At 71.2% G+C, this 21479-nt stretch carries 7 protein-coding genes and 1 pseudogene; 2 read left to right on the forward strand and 6 right to left on the reverse strand.

Annotation, left to right across the window (positions count from 1 at the left end):
- Positions 1–246 precede the first annotated feature (246 nt).
- Positions 247–1842 carry an ABC transporter substrate-binding protein gene (locus ACQEU8_RS06070; RefSeq protein ID WP_433097593.1) on the reverse strand — a complete coding sequence of 532 codons (1596 nt, stop codon included), beginning with the start codon at positions 1840–1842 and terminating at the stop codon, positions 247–249.
- Positions 1843–2079: 237 nt separating this feature from the next.
- Here ACQEU8_RS06070 and ACQEU8_RS06075 point away from each other — a divergent pair, with 237 nt between their 5' ends.
- Positions 2080–2901: an SAM-dependent methyltransferase gene (locus ACQEU8_RS06075; RefSeq protein WP_433097595.1), complete on the forward strand. Its 822-nt coding sequence runs from the start codon at positions 2080–2082 to the stop codon at positions 2899–2901.
- Positions 2898–5081, forward strand: coding sequence for a putative bifunctional diguanylate cyclase/phosphodiesterase (locus ACQEU8_RS06080; protein ID WP_433097597.1), 2184 nt, complete (start codon positions 2898–2900; stop codon positions 5079–5081). The genes ACQEU8_RS06075 and ACQEU8_RS06080 overlap by 4 nt, the downstream gene beginning before the upstream one ends.
- A gap of 43 nt (positions 5082–5124) precedes the next feature.
- Here ACQEU8_RS06080 and ACQEU8_RS06085 read toward each other — a convergent pair whose 3' ends face one another.
- The 5 genes and pseudogenes from ACQEU8_RS06085 to ACQEU8_RS06105 all read right to left on the reverse strand — a co-directional run bounded on the left by ACQEU8_RS06085 (position 5125) and on the right by ACQEU8_RS06105 (position 21455).
- Complete coding sequence (locus ACQEU8_RS06085) at positions 5125–6060, reverse strand: alpha/beta fold hydrolase (protein ID WP_433097599.1); 936 nt, start codon at positions 6058–6060, stop codon at positions 5125–5127.
- A gap of 311 nt (positions 6061–6371) precedes the next feature.
- Positions 6372–8204: an ATP-binding protein gene (locus ACQEU8_RS06090; protein WP_433097601.1), complete on the reverse strand. Its 1833-nt coding sequence runs from the start codon at positions 8202–8204 to the stop codon at positions 6372–6374.
- Between the two features lie 517 nt (positions 8205–8721).
- Positions 8722–9391: pseudogene (locus ACQEU8_RS06095) on the reverse strand (alpha-ketoglutarate-dependent dioxygenase AlkB family protein).
- 54 nt (positions 9392–9445) lie between these two features.
- Positions 9446–20206 carry an amino acid adenylation domain-containing protein gene (locus tag ACQEU8_RS06100; RefSeq protein ID WP_433097603.1) on the reverse strand — a complete coding sequence of 3587 codons (10761 nt, stop codon included), beginning with the start codon at positions 20204–20206 and terminating at the stop codon, positions 9446–9448.
- Complete coding sequence (locus ACQEU8_RS06105) at positions 20166–21455, reverse strand: MFS transporter (RefSeq protein WP_433097605.1); 1290 nt, start codon at positions 21453–21455, stop codon at positions 20166–20168. The genes ACQEU8_RS06100 and ACQEU8_RS06105 overlap by 41 nt, the downstream gene beginning before the upstream one ends.
- Positions 21456–21479: the final 24 nt, after the last annotated feature.

The raw sequence follows: 21479 nt of genomic DNA on the forward strand, positions 1-21479 counted from the left end.
CGGCGCGCCATCGCTGGTGCACAGCGGATTCCGCTTGTGGGCAATCGTTCCGCAGGGGCGGAACGGGTGGGCACAAGCGGGCCGCACCGGGGCGACGGCCGTACACCGCATCCTTCGGTGGGCGCCCTTCGTCTGCGGCCCGGTGGTCGGTGCTGCGCTTGCCCACCCTGCGCCTGGGGGTACCCCCTGCTCGAAGAGCTTGGGGGAGCAGACTGCCCAAGCGCAGAGGGCTGTTGAGGCGCAAACTCACTTCTCCGGCTGCCAAGCCTGGAGGTTCCACCAGGGGCCGGCGCCGATGCCGTGGTCGTGGGGTTCGACCTGGGTGGTGAGGCCGCGCCACTTGTCGTCGATGACGTACACATGGTCGATGTGGGTGAGGAAGGTGTAGCCGGGGTTCTTCGCGAGGGCCCGCTGGACCTTGTCGTAGGCGGTCTTGCGCACCTTCGCGTCGCGGCTGCGGCGGGCCACGTCCAGCTGTTCGTCCACGGTCTTGTCGCGGTAGTGGCCGAGGTTGTTCCAGCCGTCGCCGATCTGCGAGGAGTGCAGCGTCGGGTAGAGGTCGAAGTCGGGGTCGGCGGGGAAGCCGTTGCCCATCAGCATTGCGTCGTGCTTCAGCTTGGGCCGGACCACCTCGCGGCTGCCGGCCTGGACCTTGACGTCGATGCCGGCCTTCTTGGCGTCGGAGGCGTAGGCGAGGGCGTGGTCCTGGCGGAGCTTGTCGCCGGAGAAGTACCAGAGGGTGAACGCGGCGCGCTTGCCGTTCTTCTCGCGGATGCCGTCCTTGCCGGGCTTCCAGCCCGCCGCGTCGAGGATCTTCTTGGCGCGGGAGAGGTCGTGCGGGCGCTCGGTGCCCTTGGTGAACCAGGGGCTGTCGGTGGGCAGCGGGCCGTAGGCGGGCTTGCCGGCGCCGTTGAGGACGGAGGCGACCATGGCCTTGCGGTCGACGGCCAGGTCGAGGGCGCGGCGGACGGCCTTGTCCCCGGTGACGGGGTTGCCGCTGGGCAGGGTCACGGCGCGGTAGTCGGCGGTCTTGGCGCTGAAGGTGCGCTTCTCCTCGTCCTTCTCGTACGCCTTGGCCAGGTTGGGCGGGAGGATGGCACCGTCCAGGTCGCCGGAGCGCAGCCGGGTGGCGCGTACGTCGTCGTCCTCGATGACGGCGACCGTGAAGCGCTTGATCTTCGGCTTGCCGCCCCAGTAGTGCGGGTTGGCCTTGAAGCTGAGCTTTTCGCCCTTTCGCCAACTGGTGAGGACGTACGGTCCTGTGCCGACCGGCTTGGTGTTGTAGGAGCCGGTGTTGACGTCGGTCTTCGAGGCGACGGCCTGTGAGGCGATGGGCAGGACGGTGCGTTCGGCGAATGCCGCGTAGGGGTACTTGAGCCGGAAGACGACCCGGTGCTTGCCCTCGGCCCGGACACTGTCGACGGCGTCGAGCTCGCCCTTGGAGGCGTTGTTGGTCTTCTTGTCGAGGATCGTCTCGTAGGTGTAGACGACGTCCTTCGAGGTGAAGGCCTTGCCGTTGCTGAAGGTGACGCCCTTGCGCAGGTCGAAGGTGTAGGTCCGGCCGTCCTTGCTCACCTTGGGCAGGCGGGTGGCGAGTGCGGGCTTCAGGTGCATCTTGGCGTCGTGGGTGAGCAGGCCGTCGAATATCTTGGAGTTGCCCTCCTTGCCGTAGCCCAGCAGCGGGCTGAGGGTCTCCGGCTCCTGCGCCACACCTACCGTGAGGGAGTCCGTGCCGCCGCCAGGACCGGCACCCTCTCCGGGCGCGGAGCACGCGGCGGCCCCCGCGAGGACGACCGCGGCGGTCGCCATCGCGGTGGCTGTCCGTACCGTCCGGGCAGTCATCTTGTGGCACACTCCTTGTTCAACAACGATCGCTCTTGCAACCGATTCGCAATTGGCTCGATTAAATCATGGGCCTCGCGATGCGCTATGCCCCGATACCTCCCGGACGTGCTGTCAAGGCCCAGGCAAGATCCAGCCCCAGTAACGCTGTTTCCTTCCGCGCGCCGCTTCTCGGTCAGTAGCCTCATGGGCCCGACCGGAACTCCCCGGTGAATGAAGCGAGCTGGAGACCCCTCGATGGAACGTCCCCCCTGGGCCCCGCAGGGAATCGACCTCACTGTGCCGAGCGTGTCGCGGATGTACGACTACTACCTGGGCGGCTCGCACAACTTCGAGGTCGACAGGGAGACGGCACGGCAGGCGATCAAGGCGTGGCCCGGGCTTCCGAAGATCATGCAGGCGAACCGTGCCTTCATGCGCCGGGCGATCCGCTTCGCCGTCCAGGAGGGGCTCACCCAGTTCCTCGACATCGGCTCGGGCATCCCCACCTTCGGCAACGTCCACGAGGTGGCCCACGCCCTGGACCGCAGCGCACGGGTCGTCTACGTCGACAACGATCCGGTGGCCGTCGCGCACAGCCGCGCGGTGCTGGAGGGCGACAGCAGGGTCGGCATCGTCTCGGCGGACTTCCGCTCGCCGCAGGACATCCTCGAGAGCCCCGAGGTCGAGGACCTGCTGGAGTTGGACAAGCCGCTGGTGCTGATGCTCGTCGCGCTGCTGCACTTCATCGAGGACCGCGACGAACCCCGTAAGTGCGTCGCGGAGCTGGCCCGTCACCTGGCGCCCGGCAGCCTGCTGGTGCTCTCCCACGGATCCCCGGAGGGCGGACCCGTGCGCGACGGCGGCCAGGCCCTGCAGGAGGTCTACAGCACCGCGAGCGCCCCGCTGATCATCCGGTCCAAGGACGAAATCGCCCAGTTCTTCGAGGAGTTCGAGATGGTGGAGCCGGGTCTGGTCGCGCTGCCGCACTGGCGCCCCGACAGTCCCATGGAGCACGAGGACCCCGTCGTCTTCAGCGGGTTCGCCGGAGTGGGCCGTAAGGCGGGACTCGCCGCGTGACCTCCCAGGACGAGCCCGAGGAGCATAAGGGGCATTCGAGCCCGACGGCGAGCGCCACCGACGTGGCGGAGGGCGAGGACGGGCCGCGCCGCTTCGCGCGGATCTGGAGCCGCGCCATCTATCCGGCCACCCAGACCTCGCTCTCCCGCGCCGAGTTGGAGGACTTCCTCCATCCGCTGGCCGGCATGCTGGGAGAGGCGCTGCAGGCCTACCCGTTCAGCCCCGCACCCGGCCGCGAGGTCGGCGAGGTGCTGGTGAAGCAGGCGCACTGCACCAGCCCCGACGCGCTGCCGCACATCCTCGGCGTCGTCGAGTCGTATCTGGTGCTCTACGCCGGTACCCCGGGCGCGCTCGGCGTCGACGAGGCCCGCTCGCGCTGCGCGCGGCTCCAGCACGCCATCGCCGCCGGGTTCACGCTCGCCGTACAGGAGCGCACGCTGGCCGAGCAGGAAGCCCTCTCGCGGGCCGCGCTGGCCGCGCAGACGGCCGTCGAGGAGGCCCTGCACGCCTCGGAGACCAGGTTCCGCGCCGTGTTCAAGGACGCCACCATCGGCATCGGCATCGCCGATATGAACGGCCGGCTGCGCGACGCCAACGGCGCCCTCGCCAGGATGTTCGGGCACTCCGAGGAGGAGATGCGCCGCCGCAACATCAACGACTGGGTGCACCCGGACGACGCCCCGGACGTCTGGCGGCTGCACCGCGAGCTGGCCGCAGGGCGGCGCGACCACTTCCGGGTGGAGAAGCCCTACCAGCGCCCCGACGGCACCGTGCTGTGGACCAATCTGACGGTCTCCCTGCTGCGCGACGCCGAGGGCGAACCCCGCTACCAGCTCGCCCTGATGGAGGACATCACCGAGCGCCGCCTGCTGCATCTGCGGCTGCGCTACGAGGCGACCCACGACGAGCTGACCGGGCTGCCCAACCGCACCCTGTTCGCCGAGCGCCTGGACCGCATCCTGACGCCCGGCAACGGGGTGAGCAGGTTCGGGCTGTGCTATCTGGACATCGACGGTTTCAAGACGGTCAACGACAGTCTGGGGCATGCCGTGGGCGACCAGTTGCTGGTCGCGGTCGGCGAGCGTCTCCAGTCCTGCACCACAGCGCCCGCGCATCTGGTGGCCCGGATCGGGGGTGACGAATTCGCCGTGCTCATGTCCGACCCCGAGGGCACGGAGGAGGTCACCTGTCTGGCCCGGGCCCTGCTGGCGGCGCTGGCGACCCCGATCTCGGTGGACGGCCGCGAGTTGTCCGTCCGGGTCAGCATCGGCATCGTGGAGGGTGCCTCGGGGCAGCTGGAGCCGGCCGAGGTGCTGCGCAGCGCCGACATCACCATGTACCGGGCCAAGGACGCCGGCGGCAGCCGCTACGAGCTGGCCGACCCGGACTCCGAGGCCCGCGCCATAGACCGGCACAGCCTCACCAACCGGCTGCCCGCCGCGCTGGAGCGGGACGAGTTCTTCCTGGAGTACCAGCCGCTGATCCGGATGAGCGACGGCAGTGTGGACGGTGCCGAGGCGCTGGTGCGCTGGAAGCACCCGGTGCACGGGAGGCTCGGCCCGGACCGGTTCATTCCGCTGGCCGAACACACCGGTCTCATCGTGCCGTTGGGCCGCTGGGTGCTGGAGCAGGCCGTGGCCCAGACCTGCACCTGGGCGGGCGGGCAGCCGCTGCGCGTCAACGTCAACCTCTCCCCCCGGCAGCTGCACCATCCGGACCTGGTGCCGGACACCATCGCCGTACTGGAGTCGGCGGGGGTGGCGCCGTCGTCGCTGTGCCTCGAGGTCACCGAGAGCGCGCTGATCGGTGCGGACGAGGACGAGCTGAAGCCACTGTGGCAACTGGCCGAGATCGGCGTCGACATCGCGCTGGACGACTTCGGCACCGGCTACTCCAACCTGGCCAATCTGCGCAAGCTCCCGGCCACCACACTCAAACTGGACCGTTCCTTCACCCAGGGCCTCCAGCAGCACCCGGCCGACCCGGTGGATCTCACCTTCGTGGAGGGCATCGTCTCGCTCGCCCACGCGCTCGGGCTCGCCGTCACCGTCGAGGGGGTGGAGACCGAGAGCCAGGCCGACCAGCTGCGTGACCTGGGCTGCGACACGGCGCAGGGCTGGTACTACGCACGTCCGTCCTCGCCCGGCGAGTTCGCCAAGGAGTGGGCGACGGCGGGCTGACGGCCGACCGCCCCGGTGGCTAGGGAGCCAGGTCCACCGGTGGCTAGGGAGCCAGGTCCAGATGGCTCTCGAACCACTCCACCAGATCGGCCTCGACCTCGTCCCGGACGGTCTCGTTGAGGATCTCGTGCCGCGCGTCCTCGTACGCACGCCAGCTCAGATCGTGCGTGCCCAGGTAGCGAAAGTCCTCCAGCAGCTCGTGGACGAGCGTCATTCCCTGGTTGCACGGGTCCTGGTCGCCGACGGCGATATGGACCGGCAGTTCGCGCGGGATGCGGGCGAACTGCTCCGGGTCGTTGATCTTGCGGGAGCCGAGCACCCAGTCCAGGGACAGGCCCGCGCTGAACGGGAAGCCGCAGCGCTCGTCCTGGACGTAGATGTCGACCTCGACCTCGTCGCGGGAGAGCCACTCGAAACCGGTGCGGTGCTCGAAGGGGTCGTTGAAGGAGCTGAAGAGCACGGCGGTGAAGTCGGACGGTGCGTCCCTGCCCCGCTCGGCGATCTCCCGCTCCAGCTGGCGTACGGCGCCTTCGGGTTCGCATCCCGGCAGCGAGCGGAACGTGCCCGACAGTACGAGACCGGACAGCCCCTCGCCAAACTCCTGGGCGTAGTCCCGGGCGAGTTGAGAGCCCATGCTGTGACCGAAGAGGAAGAACGGGGCGTCGGAGGGCATATGGGCGCGGACCCGGTCGCCGATCTCCTTCAGATCGTCGACAGTGGCCCGCCAACCCTCGGCACCCACGGCGCCGTAGCCGCCGGTGTGGGTCGCCGTCGCCCCGTGCCCCCGGTGGTCGGAGGCGACGACGGCGTAGCCACCCGCCGTCAGCCGACGGGCGAACCGGTCGTAGCGCAGCGCGTGTTCGGCGGCGCCGTGCGCGATCTGGACCACGGCGCGTACGTCACCCTCCGGCAACCAGGTGTACGTCGCCACCGGTGTCCCGTCCGCCACGGTCGTGAAGTCGTCCCGCCGTTCCGCCACTCTCGGCCCCTCTCCCGATCGTTCCGCTGTGCTGCGGCTGCCGCTTTCGCTGTCGCGCGCGGATTACGGCGCCCGCGCGCAGGCGGTAACCGTAGCGGGAGGTGCGGTGCGCGTGAAGGAGGTGCTTGTGCAGCGGCGCCGCGCCGCAGGAGTGGTTGCCGCCGCGCATGAGTGGTTGCCGCCGCGGATGAGTCGTTGCCGCGGCGACCGGAGTTCCGCTGCCGGCCGTTCGGGGCCTTCGCCGCGATTCTCCGTTCCGCTCTTCTCGTGGCGGGCGCGCGTGCCGCGGCACAGCCGTACGACCACCCTCGTCAGCGGGGCGCCGACCGGCCGGTGTCGCCCGCCAGGCTGCTGCTCCGTCGGAACGCGGCGGCCATCGGCCTGGTGTCGCGCCCCACTTCTGGTGGGCTGCCGTCACCGCGCCGCGATGGGGCGGCGGCGCGCTCGGGGGTGGCTTGCTCGGTGCGACCCCGGACCGGCAGCGGCGGACGCTCCGCCTCGGCCTCGCCCTCCGGGTGGGCCCCGGGTGACCCCAACGGCAACGGGGTCGCCGGCCCGCGCCCTTTCCCGCGTGCCCGGGCCCGCGGCCGCGGATCGGGCCCGGCCGCAGAGCCCGGATCCGCCGCCGGACCCGGAGTCGCCGCCGAACCGGCAGTTGCCCCCGAACCCGGAGCTGCCCCCGAACCAGCAGTTGGCCCCGAGCCCGGAGCTGCTTCCGGGGCGGGCCGGGAGACCTCGCCCGGATCCTCCTCCGCGCCGGCCACGGCGGCCGCCCCCGGTCCCGTCTGCGGGCCGGTGTCCGGGGTGAGCTCGTCGTCGGGGTGGGCAGCGGGTTCGGGCGGCAGGGAGGTGTCCTGGTCGCGGGGGCGGCCCAGCACGCGCTGGGGCAGTACCGCGACGGCCTGCACTCCGCCGTAGATGTTGCTCTGCAACTGGACGACGATGCCGTGGCGGCGGGCCAGCGTGGAGACGACGTAGAGGCCGATGCGACCGTCCCGTACGAGTTCGGGGACGGCGTTACGGCCCGGCTCGGCAAGCACCGCGTTGAGCCGGTTCTGTACGCCGGGGTCCATCCCGAGCCCTCGGTCCTCGACCTCGACCGCGATCCCGGCGGTGACGCGCTGGGTACGCACCAGCACCTGGGTGTCGGGCCCGGAGAACACCGTGGCGTTCTCGATGAGTTCGGCCAGCAAATGGATGACGTCGGCGACCGCGTGCCCGCGCACGGTGCCCTCGATCGGCGGCACCAGCTGGACCCGGGTGTACTGCTCGACCTCCGCGACGGCGGAGCGCAGCGCTTCGGAGAGGGGGACGGGGCGGGTCCACTGGCGGTGCGCGGCGGCGCCGCCGAGTACGGCGAGGTTCTCGGCGTGCCGCCGGGTGCGGGTGGCGATGTGGTCGACGTGGAAGACGCCCTTGAGCAGTTCCGGGTCCTCGACCTCGCGCTCCAGCTCGTCGATGAGCTCGATCTCCCGGTGCACCAGGGACTGGAGCCTGCGCGCGAGGTTACGGAAGACCTGGTTCCGCTCCTCGCCGCCGCGTGCTTCCGCCATCAGCGCGACCGTCTCGACGACGGCCGACTCCGCGGCGCACTGGGCGAGCGCGGCCTGGTGGCCGAGCTGGTCCAGCGCGTCGCCGACCGGCCGGGCCTCGGGTGCGCGGGTGCGGGTCACGGGGCGTTCACCGTGCCGCAACGCCCACAGCATGGAACGGAGTTCGGCCTGCCCGCGTACCAGCGACTGCCGGAGTGCCGCACAGCGTGCCGCCGTTCCGCGTGCTTCGGCCGCGGCGAGCACTCCCGCCGTGCCGAGCACCCCGCACACCAGCAGCGCCCCGACGACCAGTACGGCCCACAGAGCGGCGCCGATCGGGCGCGTGCCGTCCCGGTCGGCCAGCACACAGCCGACGACGACGGCGCCGGTGGCCGCGACCAGCCCCGCGGGCAGGACGGCGAGCCCCACCTGGTGGCGGCGTACGGCCGCGTCACCCGCGTTCTCGCGCGCCCGGGCCTGCGCCCGGGTCCTGCCGTGCCGCCGCCGTGCGGGGACGTTTCCCCCGGCAGGCTCGGACGGGGGGACGGCCAGGGAAGCGGAATGGGATGCTCCGATTCCGTTCGGTGCCGCGTAGCTCGGGGATTCGGCCATGGGTTCCTCGGGAGAGTTGAGGCAGGTGAGAAGTCGAAGAGACAGGGCTGGAGAGGCAGCGGGGGCGTCGACGCCGTGGTCACGCTAGCTCGCGGGCCGCCCGCGGCCCGGCTCGCACGACGGATTCGCCATGGTTCGCCAGCTCCCAAAGAGTGAAACGGGAGGGGTTCCGCTTGACAGTTGGCGCCCGCTCAACTGGGGGCGCCCCGCGTGTATTTGGTACGCGGGCTCAGGGGGGGTGGGGGGGTGTCCGGCGGATCTTGGTCGGGCCTCGCCGTTGGTCCGGTGAGGGGGTGCCCCTGTCCGGCGACTGCGGGCTGCGGGTTCGTTGTGGCTGGTCGCGCAGTTCCCCGCGCCCCTTCGGGGCGCGTCCCCCTGCCGCGGTCCGCCGGACACTCTCCGTTGGCCCGGTGAGGGGATGCCCCTATCCGGCGCTTGCGGGCTGCCGGTGCGTTGTGGTTGCTCGCGCAGTTCCCCGCGCCCCTTCGGGGCGCAACCTCGATCCGTTGGACGCGCCCTAGTACGCCCGGACCGTGACGTTGACCCGGCCCCGCAGTCCCAGGGCGGGCGGTGCCGAGTCGGGTTCGGTGCGGGGTACGCCGTGGTAGGCGAGCCGGGCGGGGCCGCCGAAGACGAAGGCGTCTCCACTGCGCAGCTCCACGTCGCGCCACGGCCGGCCCCGCCCCTCGGTGTTCCCGAACCGGAAGACGCAGGCGTCGCCGAGGCTGAACGAGACGACGGGCGCGGTGGAGCGCTCGTCGCTGTCCCTGTGCATGCCCATACGCGCACCGTCGCCGTAGAAGTTCACCAGCGCGATGTCGTACGGGACGGCACAGGGCCCCGCGCCGTACACCGGCTCCCCGGTCATCTCGGCGGCGGCGTCCACCGCGGCCCGTGACCCACTCCCCCAGCCAGCCCGGGAACGGCTTCACGGGCTCGCCGCCGCCGTCGACGACGGTCGGCGCATAGCCGTACGGATACCAGTGCCGCCCCAGGCTCAGCTGCCGTACCGACATCTCGCCGCCGCTCGGCAGCCGCACTGTGCGCAGCCCGGCGGGCGGCTTCGCCCACTCCCGGCACGCCGCCAGCAGCTTGTGCTGCTCCTCCTCGGACAACCGGTCCGGCAGGTGCACCGCGCCCGGAGCGACCTCCTCCGCTTCGCGCGGGAACAGATCGCCTCCACCCATCCGTCGATTCTGCCGCAGCTTCGGTATCGGTCAGCGATGACGGTCAGCGTTCTCTCAGTCCTCGTCCTCCCCCGGTGTGAGCAACGCCGAGAGCGCGGTCTTCGGCCGGCCGGTGGCGGTGGCCAGTAGCCGGGCGAATTCCTGGGCCCAGCGCGCGATCGTCGCGGGGTCGAAGAGGTCTGTGGAGTACTCGAAGGTCAGGGTGATGCTGCCGTCGCGGGGTTCGAGGACGACGTACAGCTCGTTGCGGGCGACTCCGACGGTGGGCAGGCTCCGTATGGTGGTGGAGACTCCTCTCAGGTCGAGGGCCGGTGGCGGGGTGGTGACCACGGTGAACAGAACGGTGGGGTAGAGACCGTCCGCCTCCTCGGGCGCCAGCAGCCGGACGACCTCGTTCAGCGTCAGTGCCTGGTGGTCGAGGGCGTTGAAGAGAGTCGGCCCCAAACCGGTGACGAGGTCGGCGAAGTCGGTGGCTTCGGAAAGGCGTGCGCGCAGTAGAACGGCGTCTCCCAGCAGGCCGACTGCATCCTCGTGTTCCCGGCGTCCGGCGCGGTTGGCGCTGGAGGCGGCGAACACCACGTCGGTGGTGTGTCCACAGAGCCGGGCGGCCCAGGTGGCGAACGCGGCGGCGAGGACCACGTAGGGCGTGGTGCCGAGACGGGTGGCGGTCTCTGCGACGCGGCCCGCGACCGCGCCGTCGATGATCTGCTGGTGCAGAGCGCCCTCACCGGAGAGGGTGTCGGGGCGTGGGTGGTCGTATGGCAGGTTGAGGCGCAGGGGTACGCCGTCGAGTTCGGCCCGCCAGAATGCCTCCAGCGGTCCTCGGCGCTCACCGTCGAGCTGTTCCCGTTCCCAGCGCGCGTAGTCCGTGAACTGGGCGGCGGGCGGGGGGAGCTGTTGTGCGGAGCCGCCGTTGTACAGCGCCTGTAGCTCCTGCCACAGGATGCCCATCGACCAGCCGTCACAGATCGCGTGGTGCAGGACGGTGATCAGGACCCATCGGTCGTCGGCCGCTCTGCCGAGCCGGAAGCGGAACAGCGGCGCCTGGTCCATCGCGAACGGGCGTCTCGCGTGATCCTGGCACCATTGGTCGATCCCCGGGGAGTCGATCCCGGTGAGATCGCTGACGGGGAGTTCGACCGGTACCTCGGCCAGGACCTCGACCGCGAACTCGCCGTCGCGCCGCACCGCCCTGCTGCGCAGCGCGTCGTGCCGTCGTACGAGTTCTTCGAGTGCCCGGGTCAGAGCCTGCGGGTCCAGCTCGCCCCGTAGCTCGACCCGGTGGGCGACGTTGTAGACGCTGGGGTCGGCGCGCTCGTGGTGGCGGCGCCACAGCCTGCGCAGTGTGGCGGGCATGGGGACCGTCTTCGCCGGCCGCCGGGGTCCGGGGTCGACGCGTTGCGCAACGGCGCGGATGGTCGGTGCGCGGAAGAAGTCCGCCATGGACAGCTCGATACCGTGTTCCGTGGCCATCCGGTTCAACAACCGTACGGCGCTCAGGGAGTGGCCGCCGAGCTCGAAGAACGAGCGGGTCAGGGGCACACGGCCGGCGCCGAGTTCGCTGCACCACAGTTCGTGGAGGGCCTTCTCCAGCGGGCCGGCCGGTTCCTGATACTCGTTCTCCGGCCTGTCCGCCGTCTCGTGCGGGTCGGGCAGTCGGCCGCGGTCCAGCTTTCCGGCGGCGTTCACCGGCAGCCTCGCCAGCCGAACCCAGCGCCGGGGCACCAGATGGTCGGGGAGCTCGGCGGCCAGTGCGGTGCGCAGCTCCTCGGTGGCGTCCGGGCGGTCCGGGCCGGCGAGTGCGACGTAGGCGACGAGTTCGCTCTCGCCGTGGCTGTCGGCACGGGCCAGCACCGCGGCCTCGCGTACGCCGGGCTGCCGCGTCAGTGCCAGCTGGACCTCGGCGGGTTCGACGCGATGGCCCCTGATCTTGACCTGATCGTCGATGCGGCCGAGGTATTGCAGCGTCCCGTCGCCCCGCCATCGGGCCAGGTCTCCGGTGCGGTAGTACACGTCCCCGGCGGCGCCGAGCGGTGCGAAGGCGGCGGCCGTCTCGGCGGGGCGGCCGTGATAGCCGTACGACACCGCCGTACCGCCGACGTGGAGCTCACCGACGGCGCCCACCGGGACCTGGCTGCCGTCCGCGTCGAGCAGCCGGATCCGCACCCCGGGGATCGGTGTGCCGATGGGCGGGAGCGTCCCGTGGGCGGGGTCGACCCGGTGGGAGGTGACGATGACGGAGGTCTCGGTCGGCCCGTACTGGTTGAAGAGTGCGCACTCGGGATGGGCGGTGAGAAAGGTGCGGAACGCCGGGGTGAGCCGCAGCGCCTCGCCCGCGGAGAACAGCTCGCGCAGGGCGGGCATCCGGGGGGCGGTCTCCATCAGGTACGTCAGCGGGGTGCAGGGCATGAACATCCGCTGTACGCCGTGGCGGCGGACAGCCTCGGTCAGTGCCGCGGGGTCGTGGCGCAGTTCGTCGTCGATGAGTACGAGTGCCGCCCCGGATGCCAGCGTCGTGAAGATCTCCTGGACGCTGACGTCGAAGGCGGGCGAGGTCCATTGCAGGGTCCGCAGCGCCGGATGCTGTTCGAGGTGGCGGAGCACCAGGTTGACGGGGCCTCGGTGCGGCACGACGACGCCCTTGGGGCGGCCGGTGGAGCCCGAGGTGTAGATGCAGTACGCGGCATCCTCGGGGCGTACGGCGACGACGTCCTCGTCCGGGCTCCGGTCCGGTGCCTCCTCCTGGCGGGCTGCCTGCTCCATGGTCCGTACGGGCCACCGCTGGAGCGCGGGATGCCGGGTGAGCAGTGCCTCGGTCGTCAGGACCAGCACGGGATGGCCGTCGTCCAGGAGCTGTTCGACGCGGGCGAGCGGCAGCGAGGGGTCGAGCGGCAGATAGGCCGCTCCGCTCTTGAGCACGCCCAGCAGCGCACTGATCAGCTCGGGGCCGCGCGGCAGCAGGACCGCGACACGTTCGCCACGGCCTGCCCCGTGCGGGCGGAGCCACCGGGCGAGGCGGTCGGCATGCTGGTCGAGCTCCCCGTATGTGAGCTGCCCGTGCTCGGAGAGCAGCGCGACGGCGTCGGGGGTACGGCGTGCCTGCGCTTCGAACAGGCCGTGCAGGGTCTCCTCGACGGCGGGCAGGGGCGCTTGTTGCCGGCCGAGCCGCACCAGCGTCGTACGGTCGGCGTCGGTGAGCGCGGCGAGCGCCGAGAGCGGAGCGCCGGGGTCGGCGAGGGCCCGCCGCAGTACATGCTCCACGTAGTCCACGAGCCGTCTCACGTCGCTCTCCCCGAACAGCGCCGTGTCGTACTCGACCATGAACCGCACGCCCTCGCGGTGGTGCGTCAGATAGATGCCGAGGTCGAAGGGTGCGCGTGCGGAGGGCGTGTCGAGGAGCGTGGCGGTCAGCCGCGGCGGGTCGAAGTCCACCTGTCTTTCGTTCTCGTACTCCACCATCACCTGGAAGAGCGGGTTTCGGCTGGGGTCGCGACGCGGATTGAGCGCGCTGACGAGTTCGTCGAATGGCACGTCCCGGTGTTCGTACGCCGCCGTGCTGCGTTCGCGCACGCGGTGCAGCAACTCGGTGAAATCCGGGTCGCCGGACAGGTCGAGACGCAGGGCCACGGTGTCGAGAAACATCCCGATCTCGTCCGCGGCCTCCTCCGGTCTGGCGGCGACAGCCGTGCCCACCACGATGTCCCGCTGCCCGCTGAACCGGCCGAGCACGGCGCCGATCGCGCCGGTCAGCACCATGAAGAGGGTGGCGCGCCGTTCGGCGGCGAACTCCCGCAGCCGGGACGTCAGCCGGGCGTCCAGCTCATGTGTGAGGCTCTCGCCCGTGCCGGAGCGCACGGGTGGCCGGGGCCGGTCCGAGGGCAGGGTCAGCTCGGGCGCGTCCGTCAGCTCCCGCCGCCAGAAAGCGAGCGCCTCGGCCACCCGGGCGGGGTCGGCGGGGACGATCGGCCGCACGACGAGGGGCCGCAGGCCGGGGTCGCCGTCCGGGCCGCAGCGGTAGTGGGCGGCGATCTCGCGGGTGAACACCTCCGTGGAGGAGGAGTCGAAGATGATGTGGTGGGCCAGCAGGAACAGCAGGTGCTGCTCGTCCGACAGGCGTAGCAGTCGGGCCGAGAACAGGGGCCCGGTGGTCAGGTCGAAGATCCGGCGGCCCTCGGTCTCCAGCACAGAGCGCAGGGCCTGCTCCTCGGTCGCGCCGGTGTGGTCCTCCACCGGGCAGTCGACCGCGATGTCCTCCCGCGTCTCCTGGTACGGGACCCCGTCGGCGGTGCCGAAGACGGTACGCAGCGCGGGCTGGCGGGCCACGGTGCGGCGCAGGGCCCACCGCAGCCTCGGTATGTCCAGCGGGCCTTCCAGCCGGATCGCCTTGGGCTCGTGGTACATGCTGATGCCGGGGTGCAGTTGCTCCATCAGCCAGATCCGCCGCTGCGCGGGCGACAGGCGCCTTCTGACGGGCTCCACCGTGGCCGCGGGCGCCGCTTGTTGCGTACGGGCCACTCGACGCGTGCGGGCGCGAAGGCTGTCGATCCGGGGAAGGGCGGCGAGCACCTTGTCCGCCGGGACGCCGAAGTCCACGAAGCAGGCGATCTCGTCCGCACCCGCTTCTGTCAGCCGCCGTACCGTCCCGGCCGCCGCCTCCTCGTCCCCGATCAGGGCACGCGAGTCGCAGTAGCGCTGATACGCCCGGCCCAGCAGGAAGTCCACGTCCTCCTCGGGGGTGTTCTCCAGGTCGACTTCGACGCCGAGGCTGTTGGTCACCTGGTCGAAGAGGGAGAGCGAGGAACGAAGGTACGAGATGAACGGCCGGTACGCCTCCCCGCGGGCGGTCTCGGCGTCCACGCCGAGGTAGGTGTGCACCAGTACCACCACCCGCCCCGCGGCGGGGTCGAGACCGTGTTCGGCCCGGGTACGCCGGTAGAGCGCGATGTTCTCGGTGAGCTGTTCGACCGACTGCGCCATCAGATTGGTGACGACCCCGAGGCCCTCCGCCGCGGCCCGGCGGTAGCTGTCGGGGTTGCCCACCACCGCGACGTACAGCGGCGGTTGGTCCTGCACGGGGCGAGGGTGCAGCTGGATTTCGACGGGTTCGCCGTCGCCGCCGGTCATGGTCAGTGACTTGCCCGACCAGAGCGTGCGGACGGTCTCCAGATGCTCGTACAGCACCTCGCGGTGCCGCCCGAAGTTCTCCGGGGCGAGCGCGAAGTCCGCGGCATGCCAGCCACTGGCGAAGCACAGGCCCACTCGGCCGCCCGACAGATTGTCGACGACCGACCACTCCTCGGCAACGCGCACCGGATGGTGCAGCGGCAGCACCACGGAGCCGGCATGCAGCCGAATCCTGCTGGTACGCGCGGCCAGTGCGGCAGCGAGCACCGAGGGGTTGGGGAACGGCGCACCGAAGGAGTTGAAGTGCCGCTCAGGAAACCACAGGGCGTGCAGACCATGGCTGTCCGCGAACTCGGCGGCCTGCATGATCAGTGCGTAGGTATCGGCCGAGCCGGTTTCGAGATAGTCGCCGAAGAAGTAGAGGCTGAAGTCGCATTCGGCGGAGGTGGATTGGGCCGGAGCCGATGATGGCTGTGGCCGCGCAAGGGCCGCGGGTCGCGCCTGCGGTACGGGGGCCTGGGGCACGGGAACAGTGGCGGGCGGCGCCTGTGGCGGGGGCACTTGGGCGGCGGTTGCGGGTGCCGTACCGGAGATGATGTCGAGTTGGCGGGACATCAGGCCGGTGAACTGGTCGACAAGCTGCCCGGCAAGCCGCAGTTGCTCCGCGAGGACGTCCTGAAGGCCGGCGTCATCGCGGGCCGGTACCGGTGCGGGTACCGATGCCGGTGCGGGGGCCTGTACCGACGCGGGTGCCGGTGCCGATACGGGCGCGTCCTGCGCGACCCCCGTGTCCGGGACCGCACCGCCGCCACGCAACTGTACGACGAATTCGGCGAGCTTGCGTGGGGTGTCGGAGTCGGTGAACAGTTCCCGGACCGGGACGCGCACTCCGTAGCGCCGTTGCAACTCCGTGGTCATGCCCAGCAGGGCCAGTGAGTCGGCGCCCAGTGCGAAGAAGGACGTATCCGGTGCCACGTCCGCCGGGGCCGATCCCAGCTTCTGCGCTGTCAGTTCGCGGATGCTCTCCACGGCCTCGTCCAGTGCCGGGCTCCCGGCAACCGGCGCCGCCGGTTCGGATACCGGTGAGGCGGCCGTACCCGCTGCCGCGTCCGGAAGCGGGAACCGGCGTCGGCGCAGGGGGTGGCCGGGCAGCGGGACGCGGCCGCCGTCGCGGGTCACCGCCCGCCAGTCGATGTCGGCGCCCCTGCTGTAGAGCTCGCCGAGCGAGGCCAGCACACCGTGCCACTGCCCCGTACCCGTACTGGCGTCCGGGTCGGTTCCCTGGCCGGGCAGCCAGCGGCTCTCGGGCAGGCAGTGCTTGCCCAGGCCGACCAGTACATTGCCCGCGCCGATCTCCAGGAAGTCCGTACAGCCCTGCCGGGCCGCGGTCGCCACCGCCAGATCGAAGCGGACCGGTTCCCGTGCCTGGCATACTAGATAGTCGGTATCCGCAGTCCAGCCCACTGGACGCAGTACGCCGTCGAGCGCACCGGCCAGCGGAACCCGCAGCGGGTGCAGATCCAATCGCTCGACGTATGAGCGGAGTTCGGGCAGTACGGGGTCGAGCGCGGCGGAGTGGAAGGCCCGGTCCACGGGCAGCGACCGCCATCTAATGCCCTCCTGGTCGAGCAACCGCCGCGCCTGCCGCAGGGTTTCCGCCGGGCCTGAGATCACATGGGCGCGCGGCCCGTTGGCCGCCGCCAGTTCGGCTCCAACCGTCTGTGCGACGCGTCGCACGGTCGCCTGATCGGCGCGTACGGCCAGCATCGCTCCGGGCGGGCAGCCGTGCTGCATCAGTCTGCCGCGCCATGCGGTGATCCGTAGCCCGTCCTCGACGGACAGCGCGCCGGCCGCGCAGAGCGCCGCGAACTCTCCGACGCTGTGTCCGAGCAGCAGCGCGGGGCGGATCCCGAAGGAGCGCCACACCTCGGTGAGCGCCATCTGGTGGGCGAAGAGCGCGGGTTGGGCGGTCTCCGTCGGCCAGGGCGCATCGGGGTCTGCGGCACTGTCGTCGTCGAGGAGCGGAGCCAGCAAGGTGCCGCCGAACTCCTCGGCGTAGATCTGCTGGCACAGGTCCAGGACTCGGCGGGCCTCGGGGTGGGCTGCGTAGATCTCGCGTGCCATGCCGGGACGAGCACTGCCCTGCCCCGGGTATGCGAGGGCCAGCGGTCCCAGCGCAGGGAGGTCGACGGCCATACGCTCCATGGCCCGGGCCAGCTCGCTCCCCGTGCGCCCCACCGCCGCCGTCCGGTACTGGTGGTGGGGTCTGCCGAGGGCGAGCGTGGCGGCCAGGTCGGATGGGGCGAGGCCGGGATGTTCCCTGAGGTGTTCGCGCAGTGCGCCAAGGAGTTCGGTCAGGGCCTGCGGGTCCCGTGCGGAGACGGGCACGACCACCGGGTGGGCGGGAGTGGGTGGGTTGTGCCGGGGCGGTGCCTCCTCCAGTACGACGTGCGCGTTGGTCCCGCCGACGCCGAGCGCGCTGACCCCCGCCCTGCGCGGCACACCTGGCCGGGCGGTCCAGGGCTTCAGTTCCGTGCCGAGCACGAACGGGCTGCCGTTCAGACGGAGTTCCGGATTGGGCCGACGCAGATGGAGCGTCGGTACGAGAGTGCGGTGCTTCAGCATCAGTACGGTCTTGATCAGCCCTGCCATTCCGGCGCAGCTGTCGAGATGGCCGATGGACGGCTTCACCGAGCCCAGGGTGCAGAACCCGGTGTGTTCCGTGCCCTCGCCGAAGGCCCGCGACAGCGCCTCGAACTCCACCGGATCCCCGAGCTGGGTGCCGGTGCCGTGCGCCTCCACGTACGAGACGGTGTCCGGCGGGACCGCGGCCTTGCCCAGCGCCTGCCGTACGACCTCGATCTGGCCCGCCACACCGGGGGCGCTGAATCCGGCCTTGCCCGCCCCGTCGTTGTTGACGGCCGAACCGAGGATGACCGCGTGCACGGTGTCGCCGTCGGCCAACGCCCGGTCGAGCCGCTTGAGCAGTACGGCGGCGACGCCGTTGCCGCCGACCGTGCCGTCGGCGTCCGCGTCGAAGGCCCGGCAGCGCCCGGTCGGCGACAGGATGGAGCCCGGGTGGCTTCGGTAGCCGGATTCCTGCGGGGTGTGTACGGCGGCGGCTCCGGCGAGCGCCAGATCGGCGTCACCGCTGATCAGGGCCTGTGCCGCGAGATGGACGGCGACCAGGGAGGTCGAACAGGCGGTCTGCACGCCGATGGCGGGCCCGGTGAGGTTGAGCCGGTAGGCGACCCTGGTGGCGAGGAAGTCCGGTTCCCGTCCCATGGCCGTCAGCAGGCCGGTGGCCGGGTCACCGTCCGGGAGCGGGGTGGCGCCGGGCACGTCCTGGTGGTCGTACAGATTCATTCCCGAACCCGCGAACACACCGATGCGGGTGCCGGGCGCCGAGGCCGCGTAGCCACCTTCCTCCAGCGCCTGGTGGCAGCATTCGAGGAAGAGCCGGTGCGCGGGGTCGGTGAGCTGCGCCTCCTTGGGGCTGATACCGAAGAAGTCCGCGTCGAAGCCCTCGATGTCGTCCAGGACACCGCCGACGGGGACATGGTCCGGCTCGCTGCCGCGCGGGAAGACACTGACGCTGTCGGCGCCTTCGCGGAGGTTCGCCCAGAACGCGGCGACGGACGGCGCCCCGGGAAAGCGCGCGGACATACCGATAACCGCGATGCGGTGCTCCGGCGCTTCCGAGCCCGAGGCCGGGAGCGGGGACGGGAGCGGGGATGGTTCCGGCTCGGCCGCGCCCAGATACGCCGCGAGCGCGCCGACCGTGGAGTGTTCGAAGAAGGCCGACTGCGGTATCGACCGGGCCAGCCGCGACTCCAGTCGGCCACGGAGCCGGGTGAGCGCCAGGGAGTCCATGCCCAACTCGTAGAACGGGGTACCGGTGTCCACCGCATGCCCGAGCAGGGCGGCGGCTTCTTCGCGTACCGCGTGCAGCAGATCGGTGCCGTCGCCCGGGCCTGCGTCGAAGGCACCTGCCAACAGCCGGTCACGCAGCTCCGCCCGGCGTACCTTTCCCGCCGGGGTGCGCGGGAACTCGGCAGCGGCGGTCGGCACGGCGCGTGCGACGGTGAGCCGGAGTCTGCTGAAGACGGCCGCCTTGATGCCCCGGGCGACGCGCTCGTCCGCCTCCGCGTCGCCGTGGCTGACGAAGAACACGACGAGCGACTCACTGCCGGTGTCCGGATCGGGCACTCCACAGGCGGCAATCTCACCCGCCCGTACGCCGGGCACGGCGGCGGCCGCGTCCTCGACCTCGTGGCCGTAGACGTTGTGCCCGTTGAGAATGATCAGGTCCTTGCTTCTGCCGGTGATCGTCACCTGGCCGTCGGCGAGGAAGGCCAGGTCACCGGTGTCGAGCCAGTCGGGCTCGGCGGGGAATGCGGCCCGGTCCGCCTCGGGATTGTTGACGTATCCGGGGGTGACGCGGGCCGCCGACCGTAACTGGAGTCTGCCGATCCGCTCCTCCGGGAGGGGCTCGCCGCTGTGGTCGACGACGCGCACCTCCGCCCGGTGTGCGGGGGCTCCGACGGCGACGAAGGTCACGCGGTCCCGTTCCTCGGTGTCCTCGCCGACGCGGACCAGATCCCCGCCGAGGCTGTCCTTGCGCACATGGTTCACGCCGCCCGCACCGCGGAGCCTGCCGTAGGTGATGGCCGTGACCGTCTCCGCCATGCCCCAGACGGGCACGAGGTGTTCGTCCCGCACGCCGAACGGTCCCGTGGCGGCGAGGAACCGTTCCATCACCGACAACGGGATCTGCTCACCGCCGCACACCAGGGTCCGTATCCGGCCCAGGTCCCATTGCCTGTCCGGGTGTTCGCCGACCGCGTCGGCGATCATCCGGTACGCGAACGCGGGCGCCCAGCCGTGCTGCGCTCCGTGCTCCTCCAGCAGGTCCAGCCAGCGCAGCGGCGCGGCCAGCACATGGCCGGGCGTGGCGTGGACATTGGTGCAGCCCACGAACACCTGGAGGAGGTGGTAGAGCAGCAGCGCCCCACTGTGATCCACCGGGAGCCAGTTCACGGTCGTATCGCCGGGCCGCACGTCCAGGATCCGCCGACTGCTCGCCGCGAACTCCGTCAGCCCTTCATGCGTGAGCTGGACCGCCTTGGGCACGCCCGTGCTGCCCGAGGAGAGCATCAGCAGCGCCACGTCACAGTCGTCCGGCTCCACCAGATCGTCCGCGGGCAGGTGCCGCAGACAGTCCTCGGCGACCACCACCCTTGCGGACACGGCTGCCCCGGCCACCATGGCCGCGCCCGCGCGGTCCGTCACCACCAGCGGGTCGCCGAGCAACTCACAGGTGTGACCGAGGCGTTCCAGGGCCGGGGAGCCCGCCTCTGCCCGTTCCGCGATGGCGACCGGCCTGGCGCCGCCGAGCACACAGGCCCAGAACGCGGGAAAGAACTCGTCCAGCGGTAACCCGCACAGCACGATGTCGGCGCCGGGACGCAGCCCCTGTTCCCGCAAGCCCGTGAGCAACCGGCGTGCCGCGGAGAGCAATTCGGGATACTTCTGAACGGTCGTGCGGCCGTCGTCCCCGACGGTCACGACGCCCGCGTCCGCGGAGCGCTCCGCCGCCCGCAGCAGGGCGCTGACCGCGTTCAGCGGATCGTCGTCGGTCAGCTCCAGCTCAGGCCCTCGGTACAGAGCCGGTCCCCGTGCACGGGCCATGGATGTTCGCTCCTTCACTGTGTGACGGCTGTTCATACGGTTGCTCGTACGGTTGCTCGCTCACCCGGCGCCGGGCGGCGGCCAGGGACAACAGGAGAAACGCCAGCGCCCCGCAGAGCGCCACTCCGTGGAAGAGGCCCACGACCGCGAGCGCCGGCCAGGCCTCCAGCGCTGCCGCCGCGGCCACCATGCCGAGGGCGAATCCGGAGGTCTCCGCCGCGGCGGACAGTCCGAACAGCCGGCTGCGTTCCCGGTCAGGCGCCGCCTGCAGCCGTGAGGTGTACACGATCTCCGTGAACCCGTCGGCCAGCCCGGCCAGCCCGGCGACGGCCACGAGTACGAGGGGCGCCGGACCGGTGAAGGCCAGCACGAAGGAGAGCGACATCACGCAGGTGCCCACCGCGAAGGCGTACGCGCCGCACCGGCCCTCCGACCACGACGCGTGCCGCCGCTTCAGCAACTGGTGGGCCAGGAAAGTGCCCACCGCCCAGGAGGCCCAGAACTGCGTCATGAACATGGCCGGATCCCCCGGCGACTCCACATCGGCCACCATGGGAAGAGCCACGTTGTGGGACGAAGAGGCGAGCGCGTCGACGCCCCGCAGCAGCACCATGCCGAGCAGCAGCGCCGGCACCGCATTCAGCACCTGCCGCAGGGAAGCGGCTTCCGGCTTCGGCTCGGCCTGCGGAGCCGACCGGTCCTCCTCCATACGGGGCCGCAGCAGCGACAACGCCACCGCGGACACCAGGAAGCTGGCCGCGTTCACGGCGAACGCGGCACTGTGGCCCGCCAATTCGATGACCGGGGCGGCCGAAGCGAAACCCGCCACGGTGGCAAGGGAACGAGCCGTCGCCAATTGCCCGTTCGCCCGAACCCGCGCCTCCTGCCCCACGATCACCGGGACCGCACTGCGCAGTCCGACGTTGAAGAACGTGTTCCCGGCACCGAGCACCACCGCGACGACAGCCAGCAGCCACACGGGAGCCGACCCCGTCGCACACAGCGCGAGAACCACCATGGCCACCGCTTGGACGAGATCCGCGCCGATCATCATGGCTCGGCGCCCCACCCTGCCCGCCAGAGCCCCGGCTCCCAGCCCCGCCAGCACCCCCGCGGACAACCGCAGCGCCATGAGCAGGCCCAGACCGAGACCGCTCCCCGTGACCTCGTAGGTGAACAGGCTCAACGCGATCAGATTGAGAAAGTTGCCATAGACGGACACCGCATACGCGCCCACAAGAGCGCGCACACGCCAATGCAGATGACTCAATCC

Source organism: Streptomyces sp. CA-250714, assembly GCF_050936705.1.
In the GTDB taxonomy this organism is placed as follows: Bacteria; Actinomycetota; Actinomycetes; order Streptomycetales; family Streptomycetaceae; genus Streptomyces.